General features: G+C 59.6%; 21 protein-coding genes. 9 read left to right on the top strand and 12 right to left on the bottom strand.

Translation table 11 applies throughout. The features are described from left to right. Window positions 1-7 precede the first annotated feature (7 nt). Window positions 8-610, top strand: coding sequence for a hypothetical protein (locus PZ897_RS06305; protein WP_275750896.1), 603 nt, complete (start codon window positions 8-10; stop codon window positions 608-610). 219 nt (window positions 611-829) lie between these two features. On the opposite strand, the gene ccoP is transcribed toward PZ897_RS06305, so the two are convergent. Genes ccoP through ccoN form a run of 4 tightly spaced genes read right to left on the bottom strand, consistent with a single transcriptional unit; the run spans window position 830 to window position 4,224 of the window. Next, window positions 830-1,693, bottom strand: a complete 864-nt coding sequence (gene ccoP, locus PZ897_RS06300; RefSeq protein ID WP_275750894.1) for a cytochrome-c oxidase, cbb3-type subunit III — start codon at window positions 1,691-1,693, stop codon at window positions 830-832. 3 nt (window positions 1,694-1,696) lie between these two features. Beyond that, complete coding sequence (locus PZ897_RS06295; protein ID WP_275750892.1) at window positions 1,697-1,849, bottom strand: cbb3-type cytochrome c oxidase subunit 3; 153 nt, start codon at window positions 1,847-1,849, stop codon at window positions 1,697-1,699. 11 nt (window positions 1,850-1,860) lie between these two features. Beyond that, window positions 1,861-2,592: a cytochrome-c oxidase, cbb3-type subunit II gene (gene ccoO / locus PZ897_RS06290; protein ID WP_275750890.1), complete on the bottom strand. Its 732-nt coding sequence runs from the start codon at window positions 2,590-2,592 to the stop codon at window positions 1,861-1,863. Between the two features lie 12 nt (window positions 2,593-2,604). Then, window positions 2,605-4,224 (bottom strand): cytochrome-c oxidase, cbb3-type subunit I, encoded by a 1,620-nt coding sequence (ccoN, locus tag PZ897_RS06285; protein WP_275750888.1) that lies wholly within the window; start codon window positions 4,222-4,224, stop codon window positions 2,605-2,607. Window positions 4,225-4,448: 224 nt separating this feature from the next. Here ccoN and PZ897_RS06280 point away from each other — a divergent pair, with 224 nt between their 5' ends. The 7 genes from PZ897_RS06280 (at window position 4,449) to PZ897_RS06250 (ending at window position 12,325) form a co-directional block, all read left to right on the top strand. After that, window positions 4,449-4,961, top strand: coding sequence for a hemerythrin domain-containing protein (locus tag PZ897_RS06280; protein ID WP_275750886.1), 513 nt, complete (start codon window positions 4,449-4,451; stop codon window positions 4,959-4,961). A gap of 308 nt (window positions 4,962-5,269) precedes the next feature. Beyond that, window positions 5,270-6,802 carry a replicative DNA helicase gene (locus PZ897_RS06275; RefSeq protein ID WP_275750885.1) on the top strand — a complete coding sequence of 511 codons (1,533 nt, stop codon included), beginning with the start codon at window positions 5,270-5,272 and terminating at the stop codon, window positions 6,800-6,802. A 9-nt stretch (window positions 6,803-6,811) separates the two neighbouring features. Continuing rightward, complete coding sequence (alr, locus tag PZ897_RS06270) at window positions 6,812-7,933, top strand: alanine racemase (RefSeq protein ID WP_275750883.1); 1,122 nt, start codon at window positions 6,812-6,814, stop codon at window positions 7,931-7,933. A gap of 100 nt (window positions 7,934-8,033) precedes the next feature. Further along, window positions 8,034-9,443: a DNA repair protein RadA gene (gene radA, locus PZ897_RS06265; protein ID WP_275750881.1), complete on the top strand. Its 1,410-nt coding sequence runs from the start codon at window positions 8,034-8,036 to the stop codon at window positions 9,441-9,443. A 58-nt stretch (window positions 9,444-9,501) separates the two neighbouring features. Next, the gene (locus tag PZ897_RS06260) at window positions 9,502-10,062 is read left to right on the top strand and encodes a CvpA family protein (protein WP_275750880.1); all 561 of its coding nucleotides are present in this window, start codon (window positions 9,502-9,504) and stop codon (window positions 10,060-10,062) included. 51 nt (window positions 10,063-10,113) lie between these two features. Further along, window positions 10,114-11,580 carry an amidophosphoribosyltransferase gene (purF, locus tag PZ897_RS06255; protein WP_275750878.1) on the top strand — a complete coding sequence of 489 codons (1,467 nt, stop codon included), beginning with the start codon at window positions 10,114-10,116 and terminating at the stop codon, window positions 11,578-11,580. Between the two features lie 7 nt (window positions 11,581-11,587). Then, window positions 11,588-12,325 (top strand): SDR family NAD(P)-dependent oxidoreductase, encoded by a 738-nt coding sequence (locus PZ897_RS06250; protein WP_275750876.1) that lies wholly within the window; start codon window positions 11,588-11,590, stop codon window positions 12,323-12,325. Between the two features lie 171 nt (window positions 12,326-12,496). Here the strand turns inward: PZ897_RS06250 and PZ897_RS06245 are convergent, their stop codons facing one another. The 7 genes from PZ897_RS06245 to PZ897_RS06215 form a co-directional block, all read right to left on the bottom strand. Continuing rightward, window positions 12,497-13,144 (bottom strand): NUDIX domain-containing protein, encoded by a 648-nt coding sequence (locus PZ897_RS06245; protein WP_275750875.1) that lies wholly within the window; start codon window positions 13,142-13,144, stop codon window positions 12,497-12,499. Window positions 13,145-13,181: 37 nt separating this feature from the next. Next, window positions 13,182-14,627, bottom strand: coding sequence for a hypothetical protein (locus PZ897_RS06240; protein ID WP_275750873.1), 1,446 nt, complete (start codon window positions 14,625-14,627; stop codon window positions 13,182-13,184). A gap of 444 nt (window positions 14,628-15,071) precedes the next feature. Next, window positions 15,072-15,959 (bottom strand): CDP-diacylglycerol--serine O-phosphatidyltransferase, encoded by an 888-nt coding sequence (gene pssA, locus PZ897_RS06235; RefSeq protein ID WP_275750871.1) that lies wholly within the window; start codon window positions 15,957-15,959, stop codon window positions 15,072-15,074. Between the two features lie 33 nt (window positions 15,960-15,992). Further along, window positions 15,993-16,691, bottom strand: coding sequence for a phosphatidylserine decarboxylase (locus tag PZ897_RS06230; RefSeq protein ID WP_275750869.1), 699 nt, complete (start codon window positions 16,689-16,691; stop codon window positions 15,993-15,995). A gap of 179 nt (window positions 16,692-16,870) precedes the next feature. Beyond that, entirely contained in the window at window positions 16,871-18,763 is a 1,893-nt protein-coding gene (locus tag PZ897_RS06225; RefSeq protein WP_275750867.1) for an ABC transporter ATP-binding protein/permease, read from the bottom strand. A gap of 21 nt (window positions 18,764-18,784) precedes the next feature. Next, window positions 18,785-19,165 (bottom strand): metalloregulator ArsR/SmtB family transcription factor, encoded by a 381-nt coding sequence (locus PZ897_RS06220; protein WP_275750865.1) that lies wholly within the window; start codon window positions 19,163-19,165, stop codon window positions 18,785-18,787. Between the two features lie 43 nt (window positions 19,166-19,208). Further along, window positions 19,209-21,188 (bottom strand): LysM peptidoglycan-binding domain-containing protein, encoded by a 1,980-nt coding sequence (locus tag PZ897_RS06215; RefSeq protein WP_275750863.1) that lies wholly within the window; start codon window positions 21,186-21,188, stop codon window positions 19,209-19,211. Between the two features lie 136 nt (window positions 21,189-21,324). On the opposite strand from PZ897_RS06215, the gene PZ897_RS06210 reads away from it, so the two are divergent. Beyond that, the gene (locus tag PZ897_RS06210) at window positions 21,325-21,936 is read left to right on the top strand and encodes a TIGR00730 family Rossman fold protein (protein WP_275750862.1); all 612 of its coding nucleotides are present in this window, start codon (window positions 21,325-21,327) and stop codon (window positions 21,934-21,936) included. Here PZ897_RS06210 and rarD read toward each other — a convergent pair. Continuing rightward, window positions 21,923-22,849 carry an EamA family transporter RarD gene (gene rarD, locus PZ897_RS06205; protein WP_275750860.1) on the bottom strand — a complete coding sequence of 309 codons (927 nt, stop codon included), beginning with the start codon at window positions 22,847-22,849 and terminating at the stop codon, window positions 21,923-21,925. The genes PZ897_RS06210 and rarD overlap by 14 nt on opposite strands. Window positions 22,850-22,877: the final 28 nt, after the last annotated feature.

The raw sequence follows: 22,877 nt of genomic DNA, 5'->3' as shown, positions 1-22,877 counted from the left end.
TAACACCATGAAGAACCTCACATTCGGCCTGATTGTGGCCAGTAGTATCGCCAGTGCCGCAATGGCGCAGGGGGTGCCTGCCTATCAGGAAACCGGTGTAATCACGATGACGCTCGGGGCGCAGGAGGTGACCCACTACACCACCTGGAATACCGTCCCCGGTGATGCGACCCGTCAGGTGCATACGGCAAGCTGGTTGATCCTGAAGCCGATGGTGATGGGCGGCGTGAACATCTCTCCCGACGATGTGTTTGTCACGGTGACCACGCGTGACACGGTGTCGCCGAAATTCGGACAGCCCGAAATGCGGGTCGAGTTTTCCCTCGATCCTGTCACGCTTGAGCTCAAGGCCGATCCCGCGGCAACCCTCGCCTACCATCCGGCTGACAGCGACTCGGATGTCTACTACGCCTTGACCAATGGCAGTTTCCAGGTTGAGAGCGTGACCAGGCTCGCGGACGACACCTTGGCGATCATCGCGACGGCCAAGGGTGAGATGTCAGGTCAGCAGAGCTCTGACATCAGCCACAATCCAAATGACATCATGCCGTTGAATGCCCGCTTCGAGCTAAAGCAAGTAGTTAAAAGAGGCGGTATTCCGCTCCCTTGAACAAACGCAACGCGACCTGCATTGGGACCTGTATGACCAGGGCAAGCCCTGAATGATCCGCCTGCAAGCAGCCGGCAGTTGCAGGATCAGTCATGCCCGCACCCGACGGTCTGCCGTCGATTGTTCGCCCTGTTCTCCATTGAAAAACCCGCCGGACGGCCATCCGGCGGGTTTTTGTCTTGCGGTCGGTTGTCCCTCGATCTCGCGGTCAGTCCGGTCTCACTGCCCACCGCCCAGCGTGTGCACATAGACCGCCAGTTGCTTGATCACCGGCTCGCCGAGGCGACCCAGCCAGGCCGGCATGACGCCGTGCTTGGGCGCGCGCACCTGCGCAACGATCTGCGCTTCGCTCGACCCCATGAGCCAGATCCCGTCCGACAGCCGCGGCGCACCGAAATCGATCACGCCTTCGCCATCATCGCCATGGCAGGCAGCGCAATTTTCCGCATAGACTTCGGCGCCGGGTTCGACCAGGGCCGCGTCGGATGGCGTGTCGCTGAGGCTGATGACATAGGCAGCGACCTCGTTGATCTGCCGGGGTTCGAGGATGTCGGCAAACGCCGGCATCTCGGAGACGCGCGTGTTGTCGTCGGTCTCATCGCGGATGCCATGGGCAATCGAGAGATAGATCTGGTCGATGGTGCCGCCCCACAGCCAGTCATCATCATTGAGATTGGGGTAACCGGCCGAGCCGGCGGCGCCGGATCCGTGGCACTGGGCGCAATTGACCTTGAAGGCTGATTCCCCGCCGGCGATGGCAAACTGCAGCAATTCCTGATCCGACGCGATGTCTTCGACCGGAGTGGCAGCGATCTTTTCGAGCAGAGCCCCCTGCGCCACCTTGGCCTGCGCCAAGTCCGCAGCCACATCGGCACGGCTCGAATAGCCCAGCAGACCGGGCGTGGCGCTGTTGATCAGCGGAATAGCCGGATAGGCAATGGCATAGCCGATGGCCCAGATAATGCAGAGGTAGAATGTCCACAACCACCAGCGCGGCATCGGATTGTCCAGCTCGCGGATCCCGTCCCATTCATGGCCGGTGGTCTTGACCCCGGACACTTCATCGATGTGTTCTTCGGACAAGTCTCAGTCCTCCTTCAACGGAATTTGCGCTGCGTCGTCGGCGGCTTTCTTGGCCCCGGGCCGGAGCAGGAAGAGCACCATGCCAACGAACACGACAACCAGGTAAACCAGCCCCCAGCTGTCGGCGAATTGGCGCATTGCTGTGTAGAGTTCCATCGCCTCACCCCTTAACGGTAGCCGGACGCTTCGTCATAGGTCGAAAAATCGACCAGCGTGCCGAGCATCTGCAGATAGGACACCAGCGCGTCCATTTCGGTGACCACTGCGGGATCGCCATCGAAATCGCCAATTCTGACCTTCGGGTAGCGCTCCTCGAGGCCCGAGGTGTCCGCCTCGGGATCGGCTTGGGCCAACAGGTCAGCCTGGGCATTGGCGATCATGTCGTCGGTGTAAGGCACGCCGACGGCGCGGTTGGCTTGCAGATGCGCCGTCACGTTGGCCACCTTGAGCGGCGTGGTCGCCAGGAAGGCATAGCTCGGCATGATCGATTCAGGCACCACCGAGCGCGGCTCGATGAGATGGTCGACATGCCATTCGTTCGAGTAGCGGTTGCCGACACGGGCGAGATCCGGCCCGGTCCGCTTCGACCCCCATTGGAACGGATGGTCGTACATCGATTCCGCTGCAAGGCTGTAATGGCCATAGCGTTCGACCTCGTCGCGGAACGGACGGATCATCTGGCTGTGACATGTGTAGCAGCCTTCGCGGATATAGATGTCGCGGCCGGCCAGTTCCAGCGGCGAGTAGGGACGCATCCCCTCGACTTTCTCGATGGTGTTTTCGAGATAGAACAGCGGCGTGATCTCGACGATTCCGCCGATGCTGACAACCACAAGTGAGCCGACAAAAAGCAGCGTCGCATTGCGCTCGATGATGCCGTGTTTGTTCAACAGTGACATGGTGTGATCTCCTTACTCTGCCGGCTGCAGGACAGGTTCGCTGCCCGGGATCGGGACTTCGTCGCGTTCGTGACCGAGAATGGTCATCAGAACGTTCCATCCCATGATGATGCCGCCGGCCAGATACATCAGCCCGCCAATGGCGCGCAGCAGGTAGTAGGGGAACATCGCTGCCACCGATTCGGCGAAGGAGAACACCAGGAAGCCCTGATCATCATATTCACGCCACATCAGGCCCTGCTGGATTCCGGCCACCCACAGCACCGCGGCGTAGACAACGATGCCCAGTGTGGCGAGCCAGAAGTGCCAGTTGACCAGACGCATCGAGTAGAGCCGCGGACGGTTCCACAGCTTCGGCACCAGATAATAGACCGCGCCGAAGGTGATCATGCCGACCCAGCCGAGCGCACCGGAATGCACATGGCCAATGGTCCAGTCGGTGTAGTGGCTCAGTGAATTGACCGCCTTGATCGACATCATCGGCCCCTCGAAGGTCGACATGCCGTAGAAGGCGACAGCGATCACCATCATCCGGATGATCGGATCGGTGCGGATCTTGTCCCAGGCCCCAGACAGCGTCATCAGGCCGTTGATCATCCCGCCCCAGGACGGCATCCACAGCATGATCGAGAACACCATGCCCAGCGTCTGTGCCCAGTCGGGCAGCGCCGTGTAGTGCAGATGGTGCGGACCGGCCCAGATATAGAGGAAGATCAACGACCAGAAATGGATGATCGACAACCGGTAGGAATAAACCGGGCGGTTGGCCTGCTTGGGAATGAAGTAGTACATCATGCCCAGAAAGCCGGCGGTGAGGAAGAACCCGACCGCGTTGTGCCCATACCACCATTGGGTCAGCGCATCCTGAACACCGGAGAACAGCGAGTAGCTCTTGGACCCGAGGAACGACACCGGCACCGCCAGATTGTTGACGATGTGCAGCATGGCAATGGTGATGATGAAGGCCAGGTAGAACCAGTTCGCCACATAGATATGCGGCTCCTTGCGCCTGACGATCGTTCCCATGAAGACCACCAGATAGGCCACCCAGACCAGGGTCAGCCAGATGTCGACATACCATTCAGGCTCGGCATATTCGCGGCTTTGGGTGATGCCCAGCAGATAGCCGGTTGCCGCCATGACGATGAAAAGCTGATAGCCCCAGAACACGAACCAGGCCAGATCGCCGCCAAACAGCCGCGCGCGCGAGGTGCGCTGAACCACATAGAGCGAGGTGGCGATCAGCGCGTTGCCGCCGAAAGCGAAGACCACCGCCGACGTGTGCAGCGGACGGGTGCGGCCGAAATTGAACCAGGGCTCAATGTTGAGATCCGGATAGGCCAACTGGAAGGCGACAATGACGCCGACCAGAAATCCGACGATCCCCCAGATGGTGGTGGCGATGATACCGTAGCGCACCACCTCATCAAAATAGCCGGACTTGTCGTCAGCCGTCTGAGCGGTGACCGGCGAAAAATTTAACCGTCGCAGCAACAGCACGGTTCCTGCGAGCAGGACAATGAACAAGACCCACATATGGGCCTGGAACTGATCGTCCTTGGCGAAAGCCACGCCGAGCAACGCCAGAAAGGCGCCTATACCCACGGCGATTGTTTCGAAAGCGTATTTCATGGTTGGTATCCCCCAGGGGTCTCATCTCAATGCCAAACTTCCCGCCGCGCCTGTCCCTTCAGACAAGCTGCAGGCATCCGCCAGGCTGTCGCACAATTCGCAGAGGCAACTGCCCGCCGCCTTGATCCAGGTCAAGGACCAGCCCCGAACCCAAATCTAATCTCCGGCCAAAACGGGAATTAAAACAAACAAGAAACTTGCTGTTTGGCTGGGATTACCGCTCTATGACAAAGGATGCCACAGTAAAGTTGTCGCAGGGCGATAGTCCGATCTCCGCATTGCGCAAGGCGCATGACGCACAATTGCAATTGTGCGACAGGCTTGAGGAGATCGCTGATTCCCTCCCCGACAGGGTGAACCGGCAAAAATGTATCTATGCATCCCGCGCCCTGGGCCCGATGATCCGTGAAACCCACCGTTTCGAGGAAGATGTGGTGTTCCCGCTGATTGCCGATCGGCTCAAGCATGACCGGACCATCGCTGCGACACTCGGCCGGTTGCGGTCCGAACATTGCGAAGATGAATGTTTCGCCGAAGAATTGAGCGAAGCCCTGCATGCTTTGGGAACCGGACGGGTCGAGATCAACATCGAGGCGACCGGATACATGTTGCGCGGGTTTTTCGAGGCCACCCGGCGTCACATTGCGTTTGAGAGCGAACACCTGCTGTCAAACGAGGTGCTGTCGGCGGCTGGCCTGACCGGCGATGATCACAGCCGCGACGATCAGTCTTCGTAGTTCAAAACCAGTCCGGCCTCCGAGCGTTCTTTGCGCGGAGCTTTCAGCGCCTGCGCCAAACTCGATCGCGGCAGGCCGCGTGTCCCTGGCTGACAGGCGGGCCTGATTCGCGTCCCGGCCGGACCAGCCAAGCACTTTTTTCGATATGGCTGACTTCGTTCGTCCATAGCCTCGCCTGGCCTGTGGACAACGGGGACAATGGGAACAAATATGGATCCAGGTCGATTCGCGTTCATTGCGCACAGACTCGACCCTCCAACCCGTTTATGTCAGACCAGTGCCCGACACCTACGAGGACAGACACCACTATGAACGATGCCGCGCGAAAAATTGAGCCGATCCCGGCCCGAGCCGAGAAAAGCCCGTTGTTTCGCGAGGCTCCGTCCAACATCGAGGCCGAGCAGGCCCTGCTCGGCGCCATCCTCGTCAACAATGATGCGTTCTACCGTGTCTCCGACTTCCTCAAGCCGGAGCACTATCAGGAACCGCTGCACCGCAAGATCTACGAGGTCGGCGGCGACATTATCCGCATGGGCAAGACTGCCAACCCGGTAACGATCAAGACCTTCCTGCCCGCCGACGCCAAGGTCGGCGATATGACCGTGGCGCAATATCTCGCCCGGCTGGCATCCGAAGCCGTGACCATCATCAATGCCGAGGATTATGGCCGCGCGATTTATGACCTGGCCCAGCGCCGGGCGCTGATCTCGATTGGCGAAGACATGGTCAACATCGCTTTCGATGCGCCACTCGACATGCCGCCCGGCACCCAGATCGAGGACGCCGAGCGCCGCCTGTTCGAGCTGGCCGAAACCGGCCGCTACGATGGCGGATTCCAGTCCTTCAACGACGCCGTGTCGCTCGCCATCGACATGGCCGGTGCGGCGTTTCAGCGCGATGGCGGACTGTCGGGCATTTCAACCGGGATTTCGTCGCTGGATGCCCGGATGGGCGGATTGCAGCATTCCGACCTGATCGTGCTTGCCGGACGCCCGGGCATGGGCAAGACCTCGCTTGCCACCAACATCGCCTTCAACATCGCCCAGGCCTATGAGGGCGAAGTCCAGGCGGACGGCTCGATGAAAGCCAAGAATGGCGGCGTCGTCGGCTTCTACTCGCTGGAAATGTCGGCAGAGCAGCTTGCCACCCGCATCATCTCCGAGCAGACCGAGATTTCATCGTCAAAGATCCGCCGCGGCGAGATTTCCGAAGCCGATTTCGAAAAGCTGGTCGGCTGTTCGCAGATGATGCAGAAGATCCCGCTCTTCATCGACCAGACCGGCGGTATCTCGATCGCCCAGCTCTCCGCCCGCGCCCGTCGTCTCAAGCGCCAGCGCGGCCTCGATGTTCTGGTCATCGACTACATCCAGTTGATGACCGGTTCGGGCAAGTCGAGCGACAACCGGGTTCAGGAAATCACCCAGATCACCACCGGCCTCAAGGCGCTCGGCAAGGAACTCAACGTCCCCATCATCGCGCTGTCGCAGCTCTCGCGTCAGGTCGAAAGCCGCGAGGACAAACGGCCGCAGCTTTCCGACCTGCGGGAATCGGGCTCGATCGAGCAGGATGCCGACGTGGTGCTGTTCGTCTTCCGCGAGGAATATTACGTCAAGAACGGCGAACCGCGCCGCACACCCGACGAGGTGGTCGCCGACATCAAGACCCCCGAATACCTTGCCTGGGAAGAAAAGATGCTGAAGGTCAAGGGCACCGCCGATGTGATCATCGCCAAGCAGCGTCACGGTCCGACTGGCACCGTGCAACTGGGCTTCCAGGCCGAATTCACCCGGTTTGCCGATCTGGCCGACAATTCCTACAGCCAGTTTGTGCACGACGAATAGGTTCTCGGAATGCCCCTGTCCTCGCCCATGTCCGATTCCGCCGGCACCACGCGCCTGACGGTCGATCTCAACGCGCTCTGCGCCAACTGGCGCTTGATGCGGGATTTCTCCGGCAGCGCGCGCTGCGGTGCGGCGGTCAAGGCGGACGCCTATGGCACAGGGGCTGCTCAGGCGGCGCCACGGCTGGCGCGCGAAGGCTGCAGCGATTTCTTTGTCGCCGATGTTGTCGAGGCCGCAAACCTCAGACCGCTGCTGCCCAACAGCCGGATTTACGTGCTCAACGGCGTCTTCGCCAGCTCGTTTGCGCAGACACTGGCGCATGACCTCATTCCTGTTGTCAATTCGGTCGAGCAGGCTGCGTTCTGGCGCGAGAATGCCGGCACCCGCCCCTACGCCCTGCACATCGACACCGGCATGAACCGCTTGGGAATGACGCCGGAGCAGGCTGTTGCCCATGCCCAGAGCAGCGCGCATCCGCCGTGTCTCGTCATGAGCCACTTTGCCTGCGCCGATGAACCCGGCCATCCCCTCAACGCCCGCCAGATCGACATCTTTGCCGGTCTTCGGGATTGTTTTCCAAACATTGAAGCCAGCCTGGCCAATTCCGCCGGCATCCATCTGGGTCCGGAGGCGCACCACCAGCTCACCCGCCCCGGGGTTGCGCTCTATGGCGCCGACCCGGTGTCAGGTGTTCCCAACCGCATGCACCCGGTGGTGTCGGCCGAGACCCATGTGCTGCTCATCCGCCACGCCAGGGCCGGCGAGGCCGTCAGCTATGGCGCTGCACACAAGTGCAGCCGCGACAGCCGGATCGCCGTCTGCGGCGTCGGCTACGCCGATGGCTTTCATCGCTCGGCCTCGGGGGCTGGCGTACCGCTCCGCTCAGCCGTTCGCCAAGGCGGCTGTGGCGCAATCAACGGCGTCCGGGTTCCGGTGATCGGCAAGATCACCATGGACCTGACCATGTTTGACGTGACCGACCTGCCCGAGGCAGCCGTCAATCCCGGTGACTGGATCGAGCTTCTGGGGCCCGCCATCAGCCTCGAAGAGGCGGCAACTGCGGCAGGAACCATCAGCTATGAAATGCTGACATCGCTGGGAAGACGCTACGCACGAACCTATTCGGGCTGACTGGCGCCTGGCCGGACTCAATCACCGGAAAAAGAACAAAGGGTGGACAAACGGTCATCTTCCTGACAAACCGTCACCAATCACTGGAGGTATTCAGATCTTGGCCAAAGCCCGCGTTCAATTCATCTGCCAGTCCTGCGGCACCGTGCATTCCCGCTGGGCCGGCAAGTGCGACGGCTGCGGTGAATGGAACACCATCGTCGAGGACGACCCGGCAGCCGGCGTCGGCGGCGGCCCGGGAGCTGCCGCGCGCAAGGGCCGCGCCGTGGCGCTGGCAACGCTTTCGGGCGAGATCGAGGAAGCGCCGCGCATCGCAACCCGGATCAGCGAGCTCGACCGGGCCACCGGCGGCGGCTTTGTCCGCGGCTCCGCCGTGCTGGTTGGCGGCGATCCCGGTATCGGCAAGTCGACCCTGTTGATGCAGGCAGCCGCTGCCCTGGCGCGACAGGGCAACCGCGTGATCTATGTTTCGGGAGAAGAGGCCGTCGCCCAGGTGCGGCTCCGGGCACAACGGCTGGGGGCCGCCGATTCAGGCGTGCTGCTTGCCGCCGAAACCAATGTCGAGGACATCCTTGCCACATTGGCGGACGGAAAACGGCCCGATTTCGTCATCATCGATTCGATCCAGACCCTGTGGAGCGACCTTGCCGGCTCGGCGCCCGGCACGGTGACCCAGGTGCGCACCGGCGTGCACGCCATGGTCCGCTACGCCAAGCAGACCGGTGCAGCCATGGTTCTGGTCGGTCATGTCACCAAGGACGGGCAGATCGCCGGTCCGCGGGTGGTCGAACACATGGTGGATGCGGTGCTCTATTTCGAAGGTGATCGCGGCCACCACTACCGCATCCTCAGGACCGTCAAGAATCGCTTTGGCGCCACCGACGAGATCGGTGTCTTCGAAATGTCGGACAAGGGTCTGCGCGAAGTTGCCAATCCGTCGGAACTGTTCCTGGGAGAGCGCAACGCCAACTCTCCCGGCGCTGCGGTATTCGCCGGCATCGAGGGCACCAGACCGGTGCTGGTCGAAGTGCAGGCGCTGGTGGCGCCGTCCAGCCTGGGAACCCCGCGCCGGGCCGTTATTGGCTGGGATTCGTCCCGGCTGGCAATGATCCTTGCGGTGCTGGAAGCCCATTGCGGCGTGCGGCTTGGCAGCCATGATGTCTACCTCAATATCGCCGGCGGATACCGTATCCGCGAACCGGCAGCCGATATGGCTGTGGCCGCGGCGCTGGTTTCCTCTCTCGCCGGGCTTGCCCTTCCTGCCGATTGGGTCTATTTCGGCGAAGTCAGCCTGTCCGGGGCCATCAGACCGGTGGCGCAAACCGGATTACGGCTTAAGGAAGCCGAAAAACTCGGCTTCGCCAATGCAGTGTTGCCATCGGGGTCGGCCGATCTGCCCGCGAAGTCGGGCGCAGGATTGGCCTTGATGGAAACATTGGCAGATCTGGTTGCGCGCATTGCCGGGTCAAAAGGTACCCTTCTGGCCGGGGATGACGAGGACGAAAACTGAATTCAGCCCACCCGGATGCCGATTGCGGCGCGGGGGCAGAGCAACGGAACGCGATTTCATGCCCATTACCCTTCTTGACGGCATCCTGCTTGGCATCACGCTGTTTTCTGCGGTGCTGGCCATGGTTCGTGGATTTTCGCGCGAAGTGCTGGCCGTGGCCTCCTGGATCGCGGCCGCCGCCGCCGCCTATTTCCTCTATCCCGTGCTCACTCCGCTGGCACTGGAATATACCGACTCCGACAAGATCGCGATGATCGGCTCCGCCGCAATCGTGTTTCTGGTCGCGCTGATCCTGGTCTCCTATATCACCATGCGGATCGCCGATTTTATCATCGACAGCCGCATCGGCGCGCTGGATCGCACCCTCGGCTTTGTGTTTGGCGCAGCCCGGGGCGTGTTGCTGGTTGTCGTGGCCATGTTGTTTTTCAACTGGCTTGTGGCCCCGCCAAAGCAGCCTGAATGGGTGATGACGGCGAAATCAAAACCGATGCTCGATTCGATGGGCACGAAACTGGTCAATATGCTGCCTGATGACGCCGACGCAACCATTCTGGAGCGCCTGCGCGGGAACAGTTCCGATGAACCTGTTCCGGATGCGGCTCCGGCGACCAGCGGATGAGTGATACCGGTCGGGATCCATCCGGCCGGTCTATATAGAGGTTCGATGCCAATGACAGACTCTGGCTTGCAACCGGTCGACAACGAAGCCGACTGTTTCCATGATGAATGTGGCGTGTTTGGCATCTTCGGAAAGCCCGAAGCCGCCACCGTCGTCACCCTCGGACTGCACGCTCTCCAGCATCGCGGTCAGGAAGCCGCCGGCATCGTCGCCTTCGACGGTCAGCAATTTTCCGTCGAGCGTCATGTCGGGCTGATCGGCGACACATTCACCAAACGGTCGGTCATGGACCGGTTGCCCGGTGACCGCGCCATTGGCCACAACCGTTATTCCACCACCGGCGGCGAGGGTTTGCGCAACATCCAGCCGTTCTTTGCCGAATTTGCCGGGGGCGGATTTGCCATTTCCCACAATGGCAACATCACCAACGCGCTCACCTTGCAGAGCGAGTTGCAGAAGCGCGGCTCGATTTTCTCCTCTACATCGGACACCGAGGTCATCCTGCACCTGATCGCCACCAGCGAGAAGACCCGGATTGTTCCCAAATTCATCGAAGCGATCTCCAAGCTCGAGGGCGCCTATTCGCTGGTCGGGCTGTCGGAGAAAAAGATGATCGGCGCCCGCGATCCACTCGGCATCCGTCCGCTCTGCATCGGCGATCTTGACGGCGCCTATATCCTGGCATCGGAAACCTGTGCCCTCGATATCATCGGCGCCCGCTTTGTCCGCGACGTGGCACCCGGCGAGGTGGTCGTGATCACCTCCACCGGCATTGAGAGTCATTTCCCTTTCGACAAGAAGTCGCCGCGGCTTTGCATCTTCGAATATGTCTATTTCGCGCGGCCCGATTCGAACATCGAGGGCCGCAATGTCTATGAAGCGCGCAAGAAGATCGGCGAGGAACTGGCCAGGGAATGCCCGGTCGACGCCGACGTGATCATCCCGGTTCCCGATTCAGGCACACCGGCGGCCATCGGCTTTGCCCAGCAGGCCAACCTGCCCTTCGAGCTCGGCATCATCCGCAACCATTATGTGGGCCGCACGTTCATCGCCCCGTCCTCGGCGATCCGGCACATGGGCGTCAAGCTCAAGCTGAATCCCAACCGCAACATGATCGAGGGCAAGCGCGTCGTGCTGGTCGACGATTCCATCGTCCGCGGCACGACCAGCCAGAAGATTGTCAAGCTGGTGCGCGAAGCCGGCGCGCGCGAAGTGCATATGCGCATCGCCTCTCCGCCGACCATGTCATCGTGCTTTTACGGCGTCGACACGCCGGAAAAATCCAAGCTTCTGGCCTCGCGCATGTCTGTCAGTGACATGGCCGATTTCATTCGCGTCGACAGTCTCGGCTTCGTCTCCATCGACGGGCTCTATCGCGCAATTCGCGAACCCGGACGCAATGCGGAATGCCCGCAATTCTGTGACGCCTGCTTCACCGGTGACTACCCGACGACGCTGACCGATCAGGAAGATTACGTCAATTTGCGCAGCATGTCGCTGCTGGCCAACAACGGATAATCCAGGCATGACCACTCTTGAAGGACGTATCGCGCTCGTCACCGGCGCCTCGCGCGGCATTGGCTATTGGACCGCGCTGGCACTGGCCAGGCAGGGGGCCCACGTGATCGCCGTTGCCCGCACCACCGGCGGACTGGAAGAACTCGATGACGCCATCCAGGCCGAAGGCGGCAGCGCCACCCTGGTGCCGATGGATCTGACCGACATGCCCGCCATCGACCGACTTGGCAGCGCCATCAATGACCGCTGGGGCAAGCTCGACATTCTCGTCGCCAATGCCGGTGTTCTGGGCACCATCTCTCCCGTCGGCCACGTCGAGGCCAAGGTCTTCGACAAGGTGATGGCGGTCAATGTCACGGCCACCTGGCGGCTGATCCGCTCGGTCGAGCCGTTGATGGTCAAATCCGACGCCGGCCGGGCGCTGATCCTGTCGTCGGGCGTCGCCCATTCAGCCCGCGCCTTCTGGGGTCCATACGCGGCCTCGAAAGCCGCCGTGGAGACCCTGGCCCGGGTGTGGGCGGCCGAGACCGAAAAAACCCAGCTCACCGTCAATTCGATCGATCCGGGCGCAACCCGCACCGCGATGCGGGCCCAGGCAATGCCGGGGGAAAACCCCGATACCCTGCCCCACCCTTCCGAAGTCGCCGCCAAGCTGGTGCCGCTTTGCGCGCCCGCCTGCACCCAGACCGGCAAGCTGTTCCGCGTCGCAGAATCCCGCTTTTTCGACTACCGCCTGCCGGAGTAGGCCTTGCGCCTGCAGGTCACCATCAATCTGCTGCCACTGCTGAGGCTGGATCAGTCTGGTTATGTGAGAGTTCAGAAGATCGCGAAGAATGGATCAAGAGCCGCCGGGCCGGACAACAAGGCCGAATAGGAGCGAGCCCACCATAAACGATCTGATGCGTCGATAAGGCCTTTAGCTTTTAGAAAGATCAGCACCATCTGCGTCATCATCGCATAGCAATTTTAGCTCCTCTTCAGAGCTGTACTTGTACAACTCGCTAATTATAATACTATACCAGCTTGTACTCTTGCTTTTAGACATTTCAGCTATGATCGTTTGATTTCTAATCGTATTCAAAAGCCAGAAATTATACAGTTCATTGTCGGCACATGCCCCCGGATACAAGGTAGATATGTCAGCGTAATTCTTGATGATCCCAGCCTTTACCGCGTAAGACGCAGCCATGGAAACTCCAAGATTTGCTGAAACTGAATACAAAATTTGGGAGAAGTAATTTGTATCAACAAAGTAATACGCCGCATAAAAATCAGTCGATCCATCATTGAATTTAAGGACCTGTGGTGTCACACCACTGATATCATAACCAGCTTCCTCAAGAAACTCTCGGTTTGCGGCATCGAGTGGACTTTCTCCCGACTCGATTTTACCACCAGGAAGCGCAATTTCTCCACCACCGTTCAACTTCTGACCTGACTTAACCACTGATCCGCCTGAGCTGCTAAAAAAATATCCTTTTTCCGGCTTAGCTCCAATGAGGATATTGAAGTCTCCCATTATGGCATTCGGGTTTTGGCATATAACGGAATATATTTGAACCATCTAACCAAACTCATTTATAGTTATAAAAATCGCGAGACTATCTGGAATACCGCGCCCGCCTCAGAACTTCGATATAATCTGGAATACCCGTTGAAAAGACCGATCTATACGCAGACATTCTATCTCCAGCATAGCCGAGCTTTATCTGGCCACTATTTTGCTGAGAAACATCTTCGGTGAGAGAATTGTTCTGGAGATAGTTCATCACCATATTGAAATCTTCATTCTCGATGTTTCCTTGGTCCAAATCAGCAGATGCGGCAGTCACAACTTGGTTCTGTGCTTGCTGCTCCGCTTTCAAACGGTCGTTCATCGCGTCCATCTTGGCCTGGGTAATACAAGGAAAGCTTGGGCTTCTCAGGTCGAAAAAATACTTTTCTGTTTCCGGCCCGCAGGTAACAGCCAACACAAGAGAGCTGGGCATGCGGCGCTGCACGCGTCCCACATATTCAAGCTCACGCTTGAGATGGACCTTCTGTTTGAAGAACGAACTCTGATATGAGCCATTGATCGACACGCTCCACGGCAAAATGGAACCACCGCCGGCAGGAGGGTTCGGCGGTTCGGGCAAAGGCTGCAATTTAAACAGCCCCTCACCTGCTGTAATTTCAGCATTGATAGCCTCGAATAGGAGTTTTCCTTGCTCGAACAACTGATTTCCCGGGTCTTTGTTGTCGACAGTTCCTTCTATATATTTGATCTTGACTATATTGTTGGTCTGCAGGTCCTGCATGACGTTTTCATATTCGGCGCCACCAAGATTAAACCAGCCGATCTGGGCGCTGGCAGAAAATTTCTCGCGCACAAAACTCCAGACCTGATCGAGATCCGCTTCAATCTCAACACGCCATGGATCACCGATAAACTCGACATCACCATATATAAGCAAGGAAAAATCCGGATTGGCGACGCCAGTGCTTCCACCTTGGGCGACGACATTGGCAAACAGTTGTGCAAATCGACCTGCGCCGTTGGACACGTTATACGCAGCACTCGAACCTACTTGGATTATCTTGGGAAAGATTGCGTCCGCATCTTCACCGATACCTAAAGTCTGCTGGGCGAAGACGGGCACCACCTCAGTATTCACCATCATGAATGGAATTAACTTTGGGTTCGGAACGCCGTAGACTTTGCTGATCTCGGACACAAGATCTTGTTTTTGTTTGTTGGCAGCATCAAAAATCACCTGACCGGAAACTGACGCTCCTACTTCGCTTGTGATTGCTCCTGTGGTTGGGTTTTTGGAGTAATACTCGCCACCAATGCCCCAATAACTTACCTTGAATGCTTCGAGTTGATCCTCAAGGGTCAGCCGTGGCGCTGACGGAAAATAATGAAACTGATCGGGATCCTGATTGTCTTGATAGGCAATAGCACCCTTTACAGACACGCCAGCATTCAGCTTCGCAACCATAACAACATCCTCCCCAAGAAAGGACAAGTATCCGATAATTTTAATAAATTTGTCAACATCATTCATTTTGATACTTCAGGAAAGACGTATTATACATTATAATATTGTATATTTTTCAGACTGTTATCTCGTAGAAATCAGAGATTATTATAGTTCTTGAGTGGTTACGTCGGACGGCATTCACATGCGTGCGGCGGACACGAGAGGTCGGCGGCCCAATGGCCAATATTCGCAGGGATGGGAATCGATTACTGCCTGATTTGACCAAGGCCGAGAGGTCTATAATCAACCGTATTCTGCCAGCTTTATCGCGCTGTCAGCCAAGCAAGATGGCCGGAGCGAACACCACCTGCCTTGTCAAATAACGTGACTTCCCGCTCACATAGGTCTACCTCGACATCGCTGGCTTCGATGTCCGGACAATCATTGACAATGGGGCAGCGTCCATCGCGTCAGCAGCAAGGCCTGAGCCGCGCTGCGATTGGCGTCAGTTGCAACGACCCTGTCGGCTCAGTTCTTCGCGTCGTCTGACGCGGCTGCTGCTGCGGACTCCGCCGTTTGCGCGCTGTCGGGGGGAGCGGAAAGACGTGATTTCGGTCCGTATTTGCGCGACCAGGCCTTGGCGCCGAAGGGCAGCGACGCCAGATAAACGATGGCCGTAAACGTCAGCGTCTCCCAGGTATAGCTCATCAGCAGCGAGACATAGACGACCGCAACAAGGATGAACGGCATCACCAGGTCGCGGCGGACCCCCCCGCCGATGCCCTTGCCCGAAAACACCGGAACCCGGCTGACCAGCAAAAACCCGATGAACAGGGTGTAGGCCGAGGCAATCAGCCCGGTCCAGCGGTCAACTGGCATGCCGAGAAAGCCGAAATAGATCGGCAACAGCACCAGCAGCGCCCCCGCAGGCGCCGGAACACCGACGAAATAGTAGCTTTCCCAGCTCGGCTTGGTCGTACTCTCGGAGATGACGTTGAAACGCGCCAGCCGCAGTCCGGCGGCAATGGTGTAGACCATGGCTGCGATCCAGCCGAACGACCGGGCCTGATCCAGAATGAAGACGTAGAGCACAAGCGCCGGTGCGACGCCGAAATTGACAATGTCGGCGAGCGAATCCATCTGCGCGCCAAATTTCGACTGGGCCTTCAGGAGCCGCGCCACCCGCCCGTCGATGCCATCGAGAAAAGCCGCAAGCAGCACCATGGCCACGGCCATTTCGAAGCGGCTTTCGAAGGCCAGGCGAATGCCGGTCAGGCCGGCGCAGATCGCCAAAACCGTGATCAGGTTCGGAATCAGCATCCGGAACGGGATTTCCCGCAACCGCGGTCCCCGCCCTTCATCCCGCACTGCGTCATCAAGACCATGAGGGTCAAAAGGTGGAAACGGCGTTTTCATGCATGACTCCCTTTGCTTGCTGACGCGGCCGGTTCAATCGCGGCGGCTGACCACGGGACCCTTGGCAGATCCGAATTCGGCAAGCATGGTTTCACCTGCAATCGCGGTTTGGCCGACGCTGACCAGCGGTCGCGCCGAGGCCGGCAGGAACACATCCAGGCGCGAACCGAAGCGTATCAAGCCGAACCGTTCGCCCGCATCCAGATGTTCGTTTTCCTCAGCCCAGCACAGGATGCGCCGCGCCACCAGGCCGGCAATCTGAACCACGCCGATCGGACCATGTGCGGTGTCGAGAACAAGGCCGCTGCGCTCGTTCTCGGTGCTGGCCTTGTCGAGTTCGGCATTGAGAAAGGAGCCCTGGGAATGGATCTTGCGCACCACACGGCCCTTCATCGGAGCGCGGTTCACATGGCAATCGAACACGTTCATGAACACCGAAATGCGCAGCATCTCGTCTGTCCCGAGCTCCAGCTCCGCAGGCGGCGTCATCCGCACCACCGACGACACCCGGCCATCGGCGGGGGTGATGACGAGATCATCGTCAAGCGCGGTCACCCGTTCGGGATCACGGAAGAAATAGGCGCACCAGAGCGTCAGCACCAGGCCGATCCAGAACAGCGGATCTGCAATAAAGCCAAGCAGCACCGATGCCCCGAAGAACGCGGCAACAAACTTGTAGCCTTCCCGGTGAACCGGAACCAGCACGTTGCGAACGCTATCGATAATACTCATGACGTGTTTCCTGAATGAGTTGAAGGCTGTGACTACAGCAATTTGCTCCAAAGGGGAAACCGATTTCCGGTCACTGAGCCCGCAGCAAGTCAAATCCGGCACCGCACCAAAAGCGCGGTCGTAAACTCATATAGGTTGGCCGGCTGCAACAGCCAACCCGTGCAGCCGTCACTTCAGCGTCAGTCTTGACCGATTTCCGACGTGCGCCGCCGCGTGACAATGCCCATCTCGTCGTTTTCGCGCATACGCTTGAGCTGCTCCTCCGCCTCGGTCGCTTCGCGCTGGCGATCCCACATCGACGCGTAAAGCCCGTTCTGCGCCAGCAGCTCGGAATGGCGGCCGCGTTCGGCGATCGTGCCTTCCTTGAGCACGATGATCTCGTCGGCGCTGACCACTGTCGACAACCGGTGCGCGATGACGACGGTGGTGCGGTCTTTTGACACGAAATCCAGCGCCGCCTGGATCTCCTGTTCGGTTGCCGTATCCAGCGCCGACGTCGCCTCGTCGAGAATCAGGATTGGCGGTGCCTTGAGAATGGTGCGGGCGATGGCGACGCGCTGCTTCTCGCCGCCGGAGAGTTTCAGACCACGCTCGCCGACCATAGCCTGGAAACCCTCGGGCAGACGGCGAATGAAGTCGCCGATCTGCGCCAGATCCGCCGCCTGATCAACTTCCTCGTCGCTGGCGTCGATCCGCCCATAGCGAATGTTGTAGGCAATCGTGTCGTTGAACAGGACCGTATCCTGCGGCACCATGCCGATGGCGGCGCGCAAACTCTTCTGGGTCACGTCGCGCACATTCTGCCCGTCAATGGTGATGCTGCCGGACTGGATGTCATAGAAGCGGTACAGCAGCCGGGAGATCGTCGATTTGCCCGCGCCCGATGGCCCGACGATGGCGACCGTCTTGCCCGCAGGCACCTCGAAGCTGATCCCCTTGAGGATCGGCCGCGCCGGATCGTAGCTGAAGTTGACGTCGTCGAAGCGGATGCCTCCCTGATCGACAGCCAGCGGCTTGGCGTCAGGTGCGTCGCGCACCTCGGGCTTGACGTCAAGCAGTCCGAACATCTGTTCGATATCTGTCAGCCCCTGCCGGATTTCGCGATAGACGAATCCGATGAAATTGAGCGGAATCGACAGTTGCATCAGCATGGCATTGATGAAGACGAAATCGCCGATGGTCTGGGTGCCGGCCTGCACTGCGCGCGCCGACATCACCATCATCACCGCCATTCCGACCCCGAAAATGAAGCCCTGCCCCATGTTGAGCCAGCCCAGCGAGGTCCAGACCTGTGTCGCCGACTTCTCGTAGGAGGCCATCGACTCGTCGAACCGGTGCGACTCCATCTCTTCATTGCCAAAATACTTGACGGTCTCGTAATTGAGCAGCGAATCCACCGATTTGGTGTTGGCGTCGGTGTCCGACTCGTTCATCGAGCGCCGGATCGCAATGCGCCAGTCGGAGGCGCGCACGGTAAACCAGATGTAGAGCCAGACGGTAATGGCGGTGACCAGCACGTAGCTCCAGCCGTAGGCCAGCCCGAAAATGACAGCCGTCAAGGCAAACTCGATCAACGTTGGCGCCGTGTTGAGAATGGTGAAGCGGACAATCGTCTCGATGCCCTTGGTGCCGCGCTCGATGACCCGTGACAACCCGCCGGTGCGTCTCTCCAGATGAAACCGCAGCGACAATTCATGCATGTGCACAAAGGTCTTGAACGCCAGTTGCCGCACCGCATACTGACCCACCCGGGCAAACAGCGCGTCGCGCAGCTGATTGAACCCCCACTGCACGATCCGCACGACATTGTAGGCGATCACCAGCATCACCGGCGTGGCCATCAGCGCCGGCATCCAGGCAATCCCATCAGGCTGGCCATTGAGGGCGTCCGTCGCCCATTTGAAGAAATAGGGAACCGAGATCAGCACCAGTTTGGACAGCAGCAGAAACACGGTCGCCCACAGCACCCGCATCTTCAGGTCGGGACGTTCTGCTGGCCACATGTAGGGCCAGAGGTTTTTCAAGGTACCGAACGGATTTCCCTGATCGGCGGATACGGTCTTGGAATTCAATTCAGATATCCTTGTCTTCGGTCAGAGCACCGTCGGGTCGCTCTGCCGTGCATGATTTGTATGGGTCTCATTGCGCTCGGCGGAACAGGCGCTGCCACAGCAATGATCAAGAGTCTGGACGATGACGCAGGCCAGTTCGCGCAAGGCGTCGGCATTGACTGTGTATCTGGATCTTTGCCGCTCGGCCCGGAAACTGACCAGCCCAGCCTCGGCCAGAACCTTGAGGTGTTGCGACACCGTCGACTGCGCCAGTCCGACGCTGTCGACCAGTTCCTTCACGCAGCAATAGTCGGCAGAGCCGAGATAGCGCAGCAAACGAAGCCGCGCCGGATGCGCCAGCGCCGCAAGCTTGCGGGCCACCGCCTCATCGCTGGAGGTATTGTTCGGATCAGACACTTTCATCGTATATCGGCGATATACGATGAATAATATCCGGTCAACTGATTTAGTTGCTTTTTCCCACGCCCAGAAGCCGCTGGTGTATTTCCTCGGCATTGTCGAGCGGAGTCTCGGGAACCGAGAAAACCTGACCCGGTCTGATCCGGTCCGGGTTCTGGATCTGCGAGCGGTTGGCCACGTAGATGGTGGTGTAGCGAACCCCCTCGCCATAGGTCCGGCGCGAGATCTGCCACAGCGTGTCACCGCGACGGATGATCACCGCGCCGGGCGTCGAGGCCAGCGGCGCCTGCACGATGGTCTTGGGTTCGCCGGGTTGGTCCGTACTCGCCGATTGGGGCTCCATGGCGGGTGCAGCGGGAGCCATCTCAGCAGGTTCGGATAGCGCCGTGGCGGCCCGTTCGAGCGTTTCACTCATCCCTGCGAGATCACCGGTCATGGATGCGCTCTGCGAATCACGGGCGGGATCATCCGTCGCCGATGTCACCTTGGACTGATCCGGCGAAAGCGACGCCAAGGCGGATTGCGCCTGGTCCCGCATCGATCGGGCCACCGCCTTTGCCGCGTCGCTGCTGTCGGCCGGCAGATCAGCCGTGGCTGCGGCTTTCAGCTTGGCAACCGTATCCTCGAGCGCTGACGACACGTCAGCGTCCTCTGGCGCCTCCGCCGCCGACACCATGTCCTTGAGCGCAGTCACAGCTTCAAACGCCTCTTCACGCAGTTCCGACAGACTTGCGATATCGGGCAGGATCAATTCCCCGGCTTGGCTTTCCGGCCTGGACGCGGCCGGATCGACCAGCGCCACTGCAGCCAGCGAATCGCCCGCCGGCCGGTTGAAGGGCACTGTGGCGCGCAACACACTTTTCCCCGACTTGTCCATCAAGTCAGCATGGATCATGTGATCGCCAACCGACAGCGCACTGACAGCTTCCACGATGAAGCGCCCGGTCTCGTCGGCCTTGCTGGTGCCGATCAGGATCCCGTCGGCAGTAACCCGGACCTCAAATCCCGGCGTTGCCGATCCGGCGATGAAGATCTTGTCGCCCTCGATTTCAACCGCATCGACATGCACGCTTGCCCCTGCAGGCAGCTCGTTTTGCGCCGGCTCGGCAACGGTTTCCGGCGAAACCATCGCCACCTCTTCTTCGCCGGTGGCGACAGCAACCGGATCAGCCGCAGCAGGTGTGTCCGGCGTATCCGTGGCAGTCTCTGGAGCCGAAGGCGTCGGACGCGTGGTTTTTTCAGCAAGCGCCGCCGTTTCACCGGCGTCCGCAGCCTCGTTTGCCGCGCCCCCATCGGCGGCAGTCTGGTCTTCGCCTGCTGTCACCGGTTCATCCGTGGGTGGCGAGACGTCTGCAGTCTCGACTGATGCCGGATCGCCGGCAACGTCGGCATCCGGCGTCACCGCCGCATCCGCTGCCGTCTGCGCCTCGGCGGGAGCCGCCGGCTGCGCGATGATGCGGCTGGCCTTCCCCGGCTTGCTGACCATCGCCAGCAATTCACCTGACGCCGTCTCCGGAACCGAAACGGTGGCAACTTCTTCAGACATCAGCACGCTTCCATCCTCTGCGGAACTGCGCAATGTCAACTGATAGTCGCCGGCAGCGAGAGGTTGATCAAGAACGGCGGCAAAATCGCCATTCGGGCCGACCCGGGTCGATGCAATCACCGTTTCGCCATTCATGATGTCGAGTGTGGTATTGGGCGCGGCCTTGCCGGCAATCACCGTGGAGCCGTCGGGCTCGACCCGCAGCACGTCAAAACTCGGAGCCACCTGGTCGAATGCCGAGGCAGTTGGCTCGACTTCAGCCTCCGTCGTGTCGGGGTCAACCTCCGTCGTGTCGGGCTGCTCAGCGACAGGCGCAACAGGCGACGGCGAGGGCGCATCGGAAGTCTCCGCCCCCGGCGGGGTCAGCGATGCAATTTCCTGATCCGGCTTGAACAGATCGGGCGCAAAAAAGAAGGCGCCGATCGCCACGACAATCGACATTCCAAGGAACACCAGAAAACCGGCATTGGTTTTGTTCATTTCACACTCCGTGGGCCGTAAAAACTGCCCTGATTGGCCGAAGATCTATATGCTTTGCAGACTTGGTACAGGAAAAAGCGAGTTACGCCAAATGCCCGTGCTTGACCAGATGGCTGACCCCATGTTCACTCGCGCCATGAACAAAACCTCAAAAAGCATCACATCCATCTGCGTCTATTGCGGCTCCCATCCGGGCCACGATCCGGCCTATCGCAATGCTGCGTCTTTTTTGGGTCGAACCATGGCTGAAAACGGCATCGATCTGGTCTATGGCGGCGGCACCAAGGGCATCATGGGGGCCGTGGCTGAAGCGGTGATGTCACATGGTGGCAAGGTCATCGGCATCATTCCTGAATTCCTGATGGACCAGGAAGCCTCGCGGGAGGCCCTGACGCATTTGAGCGAGTTGCACGTCACCCAGAACATGCACGAACGCAAACATATGATGTTTGAACGCGCCGATGCCTTTGTCACGCTGCCTGGCGGCATCGGAACGCTCGAGGAAATCATCGAAATCATGACCTGGGCCCAGCTCGGCCGTCACACCAAGCCGATGGTGCTTGCCAATATCAACGGCTTCTGGGACCCGCTCAATGTCCTATTGGGGCACATGGGCGGTCAGGGTTTCATCCACACCGCTCATCTCGTCGGCCCGATGGTGATTGACCGGGTCGAGGAAATCGTGCCGGCGATCATTGCCAGCGCCGTCAACGGCAAGGGTGACCCGGATCTGATCAAACGGATGTGAGCGCTGCCGCGCGCCGCGCCTTGAGGCTGCGCAACAGCGAGGATGTGTAGATTGCCAGCGCAATCCAGATCAACACGAAGGCGGTCAGCTTGTAGGGTCCGAACGGCTCCCTGAAGACAAACACCGCGATCAGGAAGATCATTGTCGGAGCGCTGTACTGCATGATGCCGATGGTCGACAGCCGCAGCAGCTTGGCGCCATTGGCGTAGAGCATCAAAGGCACCGCCGTCACCACGCCACAGCCGAGCAAGAGCAGGACATCGGCCATTCCGGTGCCGCCAAAATGACCGGTTCCGTTGATCTCGGTATAGGCGATGTAACCAATCGCCGGGATGGTCAACACCAGGACTTCAAGAAAAAAGCCCTGATTGGGACCGACCGGCAGCGACTTTTTGAAGAAGGCGTAAAACCCCCAGGACAAGGCCAGCCCGACCGACACCCAGGGGATGCCACCCGATTCCCATGCGAGCAGCGCAACGGCGACAACCGCCAGCGCAATGGCAATCTTTTGCCGTCCGTCAAGGCTTTCCTTGAGCAGAACGGCGGCGAGCAGGACCGAAAACAGCGGGTTGATGTAATAGCCGAGCGCTGTCTCGATCGCCCTGCCCGCTCCGATCGACCAGACATAAATGCTCCAGTTGACCGTGATCAGGGCCGCTGTAATCAGCGCCATGCCCATTGTCCGTGGCGACCTGAAGGCTGCACGGATGTCCTGCGTCCGGCCGAGAAGAAGCAGCACCACGGCGGCAATCGGCACCGACCAGATCACCCGGTGAGCCACCACCTCGATCGCCGGAATATGCGCCACCGCCTTCATGTAGAACGGCAGGAAACCCCACAGCAGGTAGGCGGCCATGGCAAAGGCGAAGCCACGCGGCGTGTCTTCATTGGCAACAAGGGGTAGCTTGGACATGGAAACTCCTGCAATCCGGGTGCAACCC

Origin of the sequence: Hoeflea sp. YIM 152468 (assembly GCF_029210485.1) — a bacterium.
In the GTDB taxonomy this organism is placed as follows: Bacteria; Pseudomonadota; Alphaproteobacteria; order Rhizobiales; family Rhizobiaceae; genus Hoeflea.
Note: the sequence above shows the minus strand (reverse complement) of the source record. Positions and strands in the feature narration are given on the sequence as shown.